At 46.4% G+C, this 9,071-nt stretch carries 9 protein-coding genes; 6 read left to right on the top strand and 3 right to left on the bottom strand.

Annotation, left to right across the window (positions count from 1 at the left end):
- Positions 1-139 precede the first annotated feature (139 nt).
- Both V4C51_RS15925 and V4C51_RS15920 read right to left on the bottom strand, forming a co-directional pair.
- Entirely contained in the window at positions 140-505 is a 366-nt protein-coding gene (locus tag V4C51_RS15925) for a DUF6482 family protein (protein ID WP_330927172.1), read from the bottom strand.
- On the bottom strand, positions 477-1,127 hold the full coding sequence (locus V4C51_RS15920) for a glutathione S-transferase (protein WP_330927171.1): 651 nt from the start codon (positions 1,125-1,127) through the stop codon (positions 477-479). Before V4C51_RS15920 ends, V4C51_RS15925 begins: the two co-directional genes overlap by 29 nt.
- A 357-nt stretch (positions 1,128-1,484) precedes the next feature.
- On the opposite strand from V4C51_RS15920, the gene V4C51_RS15915 reads away from it, so the two are divergent.
- A complete protein-coding gene (locus tag V4C51_RS15915) occupies positions 1,485-2,255 on the top strand; it encodes a ferredoxin--NADP reductase (protein WP_330927170.1) in 771 nt (256 codons plus the stop codon).
- Here V4C51_RS15915 and V4C51_RS15910 read toward each other — a convergent pair.
- Entirely contained in the window at positions 2,230-2,784 is a 555-nt protein-coding gene (locus V4C51_RS15910) for a C39 family peptidase (RefSeq protein WP_330927169.1), read from the bottom strand. The genes V4C51_RS15915 and V4C51_RS15910 overlap by 26 nt on opposite strands.
- Positions 2,785-3,042: 258 nt before the next feature.
- On the opposite strand from V4C51_RS15910, the gene V4C51_RS15905 reads away from it, so the two are divergent.
- The 5 genes from V4C51_RS15905 to V4C51_RS15885 all read left to right on the top strand — a co-directional run bounded on the left by V4C51_RS15905 (position 3,043) and on the right by V4C51_RS15885 (position 8,628).
- On the top strand, positions 3,043-4,053 hold the full coding sequence (locus tag V4C51_RS15905; RefSeq protein ID WP_330927168.1) for a tryptophan--tRNA ligase: 1,011 nt from the start codon (positions 3,043-3,045) through the stop codon (positions 4,051-4,053).
- Positions 4,054-4,638: 585 nt separating this feature from the next.
- Positions 4,639-5,268, top strand: a complete 630-nt coding sequence (locus V4C51_RS15900) for a hypothetical protein (protein WP_330927167.1) — start codon at positions 4,639-4,641, stop codon at positions 5,266-5,268.
- 711 nt (positions 5,269-5,979) lie between these two features.
- Entirely contained in the window at positions 5,980-6,645 is a 666-nt protein-coding gene (locus tag V4C51_RS15895; protein WP_330927166.1) for a hypothetical protein, read from the top strand.
- Positions 6,646-6,745: 100 nt separating this feature from the next.
- Entirely contained in the window at positions 6,746-7,396 is a 651-nt protein-coding gene (locus V4C51_RS15890; RefSeq protein ID WP_330927165.1) for a hypothetical protein, read from the top strand.
- A gap of 188 nt (positions 7,397-7,584) precedes the next feature.
- Entirely contained in the window at positions 7,585-8,628 is a 1,044-nt protein-coding gene (locus V4C51_RS15885; RefSeq protein ID WP_330927164.1) for an NADP-dependent oxidoreductase, read from the top strand.
- Positions 8,629-9,071: the final 443 nt, after the last annotated feature.

The following is a 9,071-nucleotide window of genomic DNA, read 5'->3' as shown; positions in this document are numbered from 1 at the left end:
CCGTAGCGAGGATGGCAGAAAATTGAGGATAAAAAGTCGGAAATTTTTAGTGAATAGTGGTTCTATTTGCTAAAAATTTCCGACTTTTTAGACCAATTTATCGCAACCGCAGTAGGGCAGTCTATTCTCGGACAGGCTCCTAGATATTAATCATTTCATCATAAGCTGTTGAGTAGACAACCTGAAGTTTTGAGGCCAAGGGTTCGCCGATAGTATCACGCGCTTCTCCGATACTGTGGAAAACCATCGGATGTTTGCCGGAATTATCTGTTAACATTTCTTTTTTATTAATACGACAAAGATAAATATCGCCCTCATGGCTGATGAGCTCAAGGGATTCAGGCATAGGGTTATAATGCTTACGCAGGTTTTTTATGTTCATGGAAACACCCTTACCAACTAGTCGAGGTTCTTCAGTATAGCTGATTTCCACATGGACAGTGGTTTCAGTTATACAGCGCTGTAATGAAATGTCATCAGCGCATTCGGGGGAAAATAACCTCATCACTACTACCAGCCACCCACTGCGGGTATTTTTCCATCACTCTGTTAAACAGCGGCCCTTGCAAAAATCCGCTTAACCAGCGTTTGATGTGGCCATAAGGACTCTGGGCAAACCATGGCTTATCAACCAGTGAAAACTGGCGAATAAACGGAATAATTGCTGTATCCGCAAGGGTGAGTTTATCTCCCAATAAGCAAGGGGAAGCAGCCAGCCTTTGCTCCAGCTGTAATAAAAAGCCTTCACACCGCTCACGATAATAAGCCTGACTATAATCAGGATGCCTGTCGGGATATTTGTATTGGTCGAGCCAGGGTTTGAAAACATGATCATTCGTGTTGATCAGTAGGTTCTGTTGCTCTTGATTACCCCCCAACCATCGGTCAGGGTCATTTTGTGCCAGTGCCCAGTCCATAATATCCAGGCTTTCATCAATCACCCGGTCATCAGCCAGTACCAGCACCGGTACTGTGCCTTTTGAAGAGGCCTCAATTAAAGCCTGCGGCTTATCACGCAACACCACTTCACGCAGGGAAACGTATACACCACTGTACTGAATTGCCAGTCGCGCCCGAATGGCGTAGGGACAACGGCGGAATGAATACAAAACAGGGAACGCTGGCAACGGTTTATCTCTTGTTAATCGACAAAAGGCTGATCATACCACGTTAATCCCTTACCATCGCCCATACTATCGGGGCAATCTTTTAGCTACTGATCGATCCTCTAGCCCGGATATTTCATAAACTGCCCTTAGAGCCGCAAGGAGCAAGCAAGGCCAGGAGCATGTTAAGGCCAGGAGCATGTTTATGAAATATCCGGGCTAGAGTTTGTAATGACAGTAGAGGCGCTTGAATGACTGTTAAATAATACCGAAAGCCTCCCACAAGCTGAAAGTACCCTTCAAATAAAACCCTACTGCTCAGACTATGGGAAAAGTACTATAATGCCTCTCCTTCATGCTGATCGTTTGGGGTACTGAATGAAAAACCTGAGAACAGAAACAGTAACGCACATAACTCACTGGACAGATACCCTGTTCAGCTTCAAAACCACACGAGACCCCAGCTTCCGGTTTAAAAACGGGCATTTTGTTATGATTGGCCTGGACGTTGGGGGTAAGCCACTGATGCGGGCTTATAGTGTTGCCAGTGCCAACTATGAAGAAGAGCTGGAATTTTTTTCCATCAAAGTACCAGACGGCCCACTGACCTCGAGGTTGCAAAATATTCAGGTAGGCGATGCTATTTTGGTTGGCTCAAAAAGCACAGGGACACTGGTGACAGATAATCTATTGCCGGGCAAAAACCTCTACCTGATCAGCACAGGCACAGGACTGGCACCGTTTCTCAGTATTATCAAAGACCCTGATATTTACGATCAGTATGACAAAATCATTCTGACCCATGGCTGCCGCTTTGTGGATGAACTGGCCTACCAGCAAACTATCAGGGAGCACTTGCCTAACAATGAATACTTTGGTGACCTGGTGCGTGAAAAGCTGATGTATTACCCCACTGTGACACGTGAAGAATTTCGTAACCAGGGGCGCATTACCGATGCGCTGGACTCTGGTATATTAACGGATGACCTTGGCCTTGATCCCATCAACCCTGAAGTTGACCGCTTTATGATCTGTGGCAGCCCAGCCATGCTTAAGGAGTGTTGCGCGCTTCTAAGCGACAAGGGCTTTACTGAGTCTCGCTATGGTATGGTCGGGCATTTTGTCATTGAGCGAGCGTTTGTTGAGTAGGCACTGTGATAATATTTCCGTTTTCCGAGAAGCACTGAAGAAAGCGAGATTTTCCGAGCCGGTAGTGAGGCCACTGTTCGTTTTTATGCGAAGAAGGATGATGGATAATCAATTGCTCTTTATCCATTGCGAGAATAACCACCAGGTGTCCGCCTTTTTTTTCAGGCTTAAAGCCACAGCTCACCGAGGCAATCACCAGTGTATTTTGCCCGAGGGCTTCTTCTATGGGGTCAAGGCTTGCGCCGATACTCTGGCAGTCCGCTCTGATGCCGTAGTGGTGATAAGCGACATCCGCAAGGCTCTGATGAATCCAACCTACCCCTTTCATATAGCCGTCTGCGGCAAGTCCCTGTTGTAGCAAGGTGTTCAGTGTGACGACTTGTCCGGTTATTTTGGCTATCACCATCTTCAGGCAGGCAAGGCCGCAGATGCGCTTTGTCCAGTGTTTGGCCTCAGCCAACGTAGCAAAGCCATCAGCCTGATAATTATCAGCCGTCAGCCGTTGGGAGAAGAAAGGCGTATCTAACATGGGAAATATTCAGTTCGGACTCTCGCAGTGATGTCATCATACACCCTTGACAAGCTGCTTGATACCCGCAGTCAGGCTTTTATAATGCTAGGAGCCTGTCGGACTTAAGACAATTTCGGCCTAAAATCCAGGAAGCGCGAGAAAGTGCGGCCAGAATTTTATGCTCGAAAGCATAAGTCCGACAGGCTCCTAGCTCATTTTACTTAAGCCAGACTCTTTTGCCTGGCACCGACTTATCTAACTGGGGTTTTCCAACCCATGCACAAAACAAAAGTATTGACCGGTATCACAACAACGGGGACGCCACACCTGGGCAACTATGCAGGTGCCATTAAACCTGCCATTGAACAAAGTTGGCAGGATGATATCCAGTCTTACTATTTTATGGCTGATTATCATGCCTTGATTAAAGGGCGCGACCCTGAGCGTATCCATCAGTCTACCCTGGAAATTACCGCCACCTGGCTGGCCCTGGGACTCGATACCGACCGTGTCACCTTTTACCGCCAGTCTGATGTCCCTGAAATTATGGAATTGAGCTGGCTTATTGGCTGCATGACCGCCAAGGGTTTGATGAACCGCGCCCATGCCTACAAAGCAGCAGTGCAAACCAATGAAGAAAAAGGCGAGGCTGACCCTGACAAAGGCATTACTATGGGGCTGTTCTCCTACCCGGTACTGATGGCTGCCGATATTCTGATGTTTAATGCTGACAAGGTGCCTGTTGGCCGTGATCAGATTCAGCACCTGGAAATGGCGCGGGATATCGCCGGAAGGATGAACCACCATTACAAAACCTGCTTTACCCTGCCAGAGGTTATTGTGGGTGAAAACACTGCCACTTTGAGCGGATTGGATGGTCGTAAAATGAGCAAAAGTTACGACAATACTATTCCGCTGTTCTGCTCCGAGAAAAAACTGCTGAAGCTGATGCGCAAAATTAAAACCAACTCGTTGGCACCCGGTGAACCTAAAGAGACCGATGGCTGTACGCTGTTCCAGATTTACGCAGCCTTTGCCAGCGAGGCTGAAATAGCTGAAAAACGCCAACAGTACGCTGAAGGTGCTAGCTGGGGCGATCTGAAAAACCAGCTGTTTGAACACCTCAATGCCCAGTTGCGTGAACCACGGGCGCGTTATAACGCATTGATGAAAGACCGGGCTTTTATGCAAGCTGAACTGAAAAAAGGCGCAGATAAGGCCCGGGCAGAGGCGACACCCTTTATGGCTGAGGTGCGCAAGGCGGTGGGGATTCGTCCATTTGCCTGAGAGTAGATACATACCCTGTCAGTTGCGTACTCACTTGTTATCGAAATCGCGTAAAACCTCGTACTTCTAGTGCGGGGATGTAAGCGAGGCTTGCAAAGCAAGCCACTTGTTGTATTCTCTATCTATCAGGCGTTTCCAGCGATTACGCTACCTGACAGGAAAAGTAAAATACCTCCGCTTTCTGCCCGTGTATCTCAACAATCCGAAAGTTAGAGCAGATTGTCGAATAAGGCGTATACCGCTACTGGTAAAGGATACGCTGCCCCAGGGCATTGCCGTCTGGTAGCAGGAATCCCCGTCGTTCACGTCGGAGAGGATGTCAAGAAAAGCCGTCGTAAAAGTCTGCGCGCAGCGAGGTGAAGAGAAACGGTGGATAAAACGTCGATGTTAAGGGGCAAGGAGCCTGTCGGACTTATGCTTTCGAGCATAAAATTCTGGCCGCGCTTTCTAGATTTTAGGCCGAAATTGTCTTAAGTCCGACAGGCTCCTAGCCCGCAATTTAACCAACAAAATCGGCTTTTTATGCCCGTTTATCCCACAGTGCCGTAGCAACACGGCTTTTAAGGCGGCTTGAGGAAGGCACTTGTGAGAAAAGAATATTTTAAGGGCACTGTTTTTGCTTTGGATGACTTCACTGAAAGTCAGCTAGAAAATTTAAGGAGTCGATTACCACAGGAACACGCTTTTGAACGCCAGGGGAACTGGTTCAATTTTGGCAATATCATAGATAACTCCCTGTCAAGCGGCTGGAAATTACATATTCCAGGAGCACACATTGCCCACAGTGTTTACCTGTATGAGAATTTAGACTTAGTTGTCTTAAAATGGCGTACCCTGGCTAAAGTGGGTGGAGAAGAAAAAGCACATAAGACTGTCATACCAGGTTATATGATCCGTCCCGGACACAGGGACTGGGGTAAGTCAGGGGCTACTATTTACGTGCCACCGATTGTTTTCAAGCACAACCATCTTCAGGAATTTGTTGATGATATTCTAGGAGCGACTCTGGATTATCATTGTGAAATAACACCATTATGTACAAAACATCTCTGTGGCAATCTTTACTACCGGTACGAACTGGACAGGCCGTGCGATATTACAGTAGGCGTTCCCCATTCACAGTATAGAGAATATTACACTGTCGCCAACCCAGACACTCCTTACAAACCTGATGACGTCATTGATCCTTTTTTAACACTGACGCTGCCTGGTTAATCTCAGGTTTTAAAAAATGCAAACAGCTCACTGCAAGTGCCAGCTGAGGCTATTTGAGAAACCAATGGTTTGAACCCGAATCCAACTGTTGAACTCTTCTATACCCCGTTGCACACCCCCCATGATCATAAATTAACCAGCCCAAGCACTTTAATCATATAATCCTCGTTCCAACCGCAAGTTTTGCGTTTGTTCTTGATACCTGCCTTCACTGAGGTATCCAGCTTGAGAAAGTTAAGTGTCACCTGTCGGGCAACAGCCAGATTTTCAGCAGCATAAGGATATCAGTGATATGGCGTTTATGATAAATAGCATGCCTCGCAAGGTTCTTGGTGGATTAACACCGCTTGAGGTCTACACTGGGAAGTCTGTTGCACTTATTGCTTGAATCCAGCTGGACTTCTTAGGATCTCGGTTGTCAGTGAGTGATGAAAATTTTGAAAATAGGGCTTCTGCGGACATTGGAAAACGGCAAAAGCACCTGATTATACCGTGTTATTGGGGTGCTTGCTGATCAAAGTTTGATCATGTTTTTGCCCTGCACAACCACCAAGCATTGTAATTTCAGTCGTCTTTTCTAACGACTGTATGAGCTGACAAACTAAACGAGTAAAGCCCGCTATTGCATGGTATTGAAACGCAAGGCAAGCACGCAGCTTGTGAGTGTAAAGTGTCGTTAAAAAGTCAATTAGTATTATGAGGAATACACCTGTGAGAAACGGAGATAATACCCCCAATCCGAGACATGAAGTTTTTGCTGTAGAGGACTTTACTGACAGGCAGCTTGAGAATTTAAAGAGTCGATTACCACCAAGAGATAGGATAACTCCTAACATCTATGACCACTGGCGCTTTTTTGGGATGCCTCGTACGAAAAACTTCTACAGTGGTTGGAAGTTACACATTCCAGGAGCGCACATTGCACACAGTGTTTACCTGTATGAAAATTTGGAATTTGTTGCCATTAAGTGGGGTGCTTCAGCTAAGGTTGGCGGAGAACCCATCGAAGATTCAGACGATGAAATATTGTGCGCAGAAATAAAAGGGTATATTGTCTCTCCCCTAAGCTCACAATTCGGCAAGACAGGCGCTACTATCTACGTTCCACCGAGAGTTTTCCAGGGTGACTATCTGCAAGATTTTATTGATGATATTCTAAAAGCCACCGATGACTATGATTGTGAAATAAAGCCATCATATGCTAAATATCTCTGTGCCAGCCTTTACTACCGATATGAATTCTGTGAAAAACTCGATATAACTGTAGGCGTTCCTTTTGGCCAATATAGAGCCATGTATGCTTACGGACACTCAGCCAAATCTTACAAACCCAGTGACGTAGATGACCCATTTTTAACACTGGCGCTGCCTCATTGACCTGTATTATTGATTGCATGACCGCTAATTGTTTGATGAACGGTGCCCCTGACTACAAAGCGGTAATGCAAGCCAACTTGTTATGATGAGGGATGCGCCTGTGAGAAACGCAGATAATACACCCGATTCTTTTAAGAGAAATGAAGTTTTTGCTGTAGAGGACTTTACTGACAGGCAGCTTGAGAATTTACGACGTCGATTGCCACCATTGTCACCAGCAAATCGAGCGAACCCCCATTTTCATTGGCGCACTTTTGGGATGACTGCGGGCAACTTTCTATACAGTGGTTGGAAGTTGCACATTCCAGGTGAACACATTGCACACAGTGTTTACCTGTATGAGAATTTAGAGTTTGTTGTTATAAAGTGGCGTGCTTTAGCCAAGGTTGGTGGAGAGCTGAGTGATTCGGGCATAACAGGGTACGCTATCCCTCCCAACCAGGAGCAGTTCGGCAAGTCAGGTGCGGCTATTTGCGTTCCACCAAGTGTTTTTAGCGGTGGTTATCTGCAAAGTTTTGTTGATGATATTCTAACAGCTACCAATGACTATCACTGTGAAGTACAGCCATTATGTACCAAACACCTCTGTGGTAACCTTTACTACCGTTACGACCTCAGTAGAAAATTCGATATAAAGACAGGCATTCCCTGGAACCTTTATGAAGCATTTTATATTGGTAAACATCCAAATGGATCTTACAAACCCAGTGATGTCAATGATCCATTTTTAACACTGATCCTGCTTTGTTGATGTAAATATCAACAGCGCCTGGCGCACTCAGTAACGCTTGGTTTTAGAGCAAATAAAGGTGTATAAAAGGCACTGAGTCGATGGATGATTATGATTATGCTGGAGAAGAGCTGAATTAAGACGTTTTTCATGAATGCAATCCCTTTGTTAGCACCCTTTTTAAACGCTTTCAAGCAGAAGGAATTAACATGCATCAAAGTCGTGATACAAACCGCCAGATTGTTTTAGCATCTCGCCCACACGGCGCGCCGAACTCAAGCAATTTTAACTTAATTGAAGCCGTTGTACCGACGCCGGGTGAAGGTGAACTATTACTTCGCACTGTTTATTTATCGTTAGACCCCTATATGCGCGGTCGTATGAACGATACGAAGTCTTATGCAGAACCTGTTGCCATTGACGACGTGATGGTTGGCGGCAGCATTTGTCGTGTTGAGGCATCAAACCACACTGACTTTCAAAAAGGTGATTTAGTGGTGGCATATGGTGGCTGGCAAGATTACAGCTTGTCCAATGGTGAAGAACTGATTAAGCTCGACAGCAATATGCCAAATCCGTCATACGGTCTGGGCGTGCTGGGCATGCCAGGTTTAACCGCGTACATGGGGTTAATGGACATTGGTGAACCAAAGTCAGGGGAAACACTCGTAGTTGCTGCGGCAACAGGGGCAGTGGGTAGTTTGGTTGGTCAGATTGGTAAGATCCAGGGTTGTAAAGTTGTGGGTATTGCGGGCAGCCAGAAAAAATGTGATTACGCCATAAACGAGCTGGGATTTGACGTTTGCCTGAATCACCATGATGATGATTTAGATAGCCAACTTACGACAGCGTGCTCGTCAGGTATCGATATTTACTACGAAAACGTGGGTGGAAAGGTGTTTGATGCCGTACTACCACTGTTAAATCCGAAAGCGCGTATTCCACTTTGCGGCCTTATTGCGCAATACAATGCAACCAATTTACCAGAAGGCCCTGATCGTATGGGGCTATTAATGGGTAACTTGCTTGTTAAACGGATAAAGATGCAGGGCTTTATTGTATTTGACGACTATGGTCATCGTTATGGTGAATTCCAACAAGCCATGGTGTCTTGGCTAATGTCGGATCAAATCAAATATAAAGAAGACAAAGTCACAGGCCTGGAAAATGCGGTTTCAGCATTTATTGGTTTATTACAGGGCGAAAACTTTGGCAAGCTCGTTGTACAAGTGGGCCCAGAGAAGTTAGAGTAATGCAGGAGCAATTTTCTGCCTGCCATCGGCGATAGGTCGTTTCACTGCTGAGCGCCCGCGGCGATAAAGCGCGGATGGGATCAGCTTTTGTTTTTTTGCGCATCTTTGCACATTTTTTCACGCAAATAGCAAAAACCCCTGGCAACCTATGTTATCAGGGGCTTTGCAGCCTTGAGCGAACGCAAGGTAAATAATGTGCCTGGCGATGACCTACTCTCACAGGCCGGGAAACCTCTCGCTCCCCTACCATCGGCGATAGGTCGCTTCACTGCTGAGCGCCCGCGGCGGTAAAGCGCGGATGGGATCAGCTGTGTTTTAAATTAGTGCCTGGCGATGACCTACTTTCACAGGCCGGGAAACCTCTCGCTCCCCTACCATCGGCGATAGGTCGTCTCACTGCTGAGCGCCCGCGGCGATAAAGCGCGGATGGGATCAGCTGTGTT

This window comes from Candidatus Sororendozoicomonas aggregata (assembly GCF_031528575.1).
In the GTDB taxonomy this organism is placed as follows: Bacteria; Pseudomonadota; Gammaproteobacteria; order Pseudomonadales; family Endozoicomonadaceae; genus Endonucleibacter; species Endonucleibacter aggregata.
This window is presented reverse-complemented; position numbering and strand designations above follow the sequence as displayed.

What these genes read in the sequence shown, in the direction of transcription:
- V4C51_RS15925 (WP_330927172.1), bottom strand. Translation starts at nt 505, where the DNA reads ATGAGGTTATTTTCCCCCGAATGCGCTGATGACATTTCATTACAGCGC.
- V4C51_RS15915 (WP_330927170.1), top strand. Translation starts at nt 1,485, where the DNA reads ATGAAAAACCTGAGAACAGAAACAGTAACGCACATAACTCACTGGACA.
- V4C51_RS15910 (WP_330927169.1), bottom strand. Translation starts at nt 2,784, where the DNA reads ATGTTAGATACGCCTTTCTTCTCCCAACGGCTGACGGCTGATAATTAT.
- V4C51_RS15905 (WP_330927168.1), top strand. Translation starts at nt 3,043, where the DNA reads ATGCACAAAACAAAAGTATTGACCGGTATCACAACAACGGGGACGCCA.
- V4C51_RS15885 (WP_330927164.1), top strand. Translation starts at nt 7,585, where the DNA reads ATGCATCAAAGTCGTGATACAAACCGCCAGATTGTTTTAGCATCTCGC.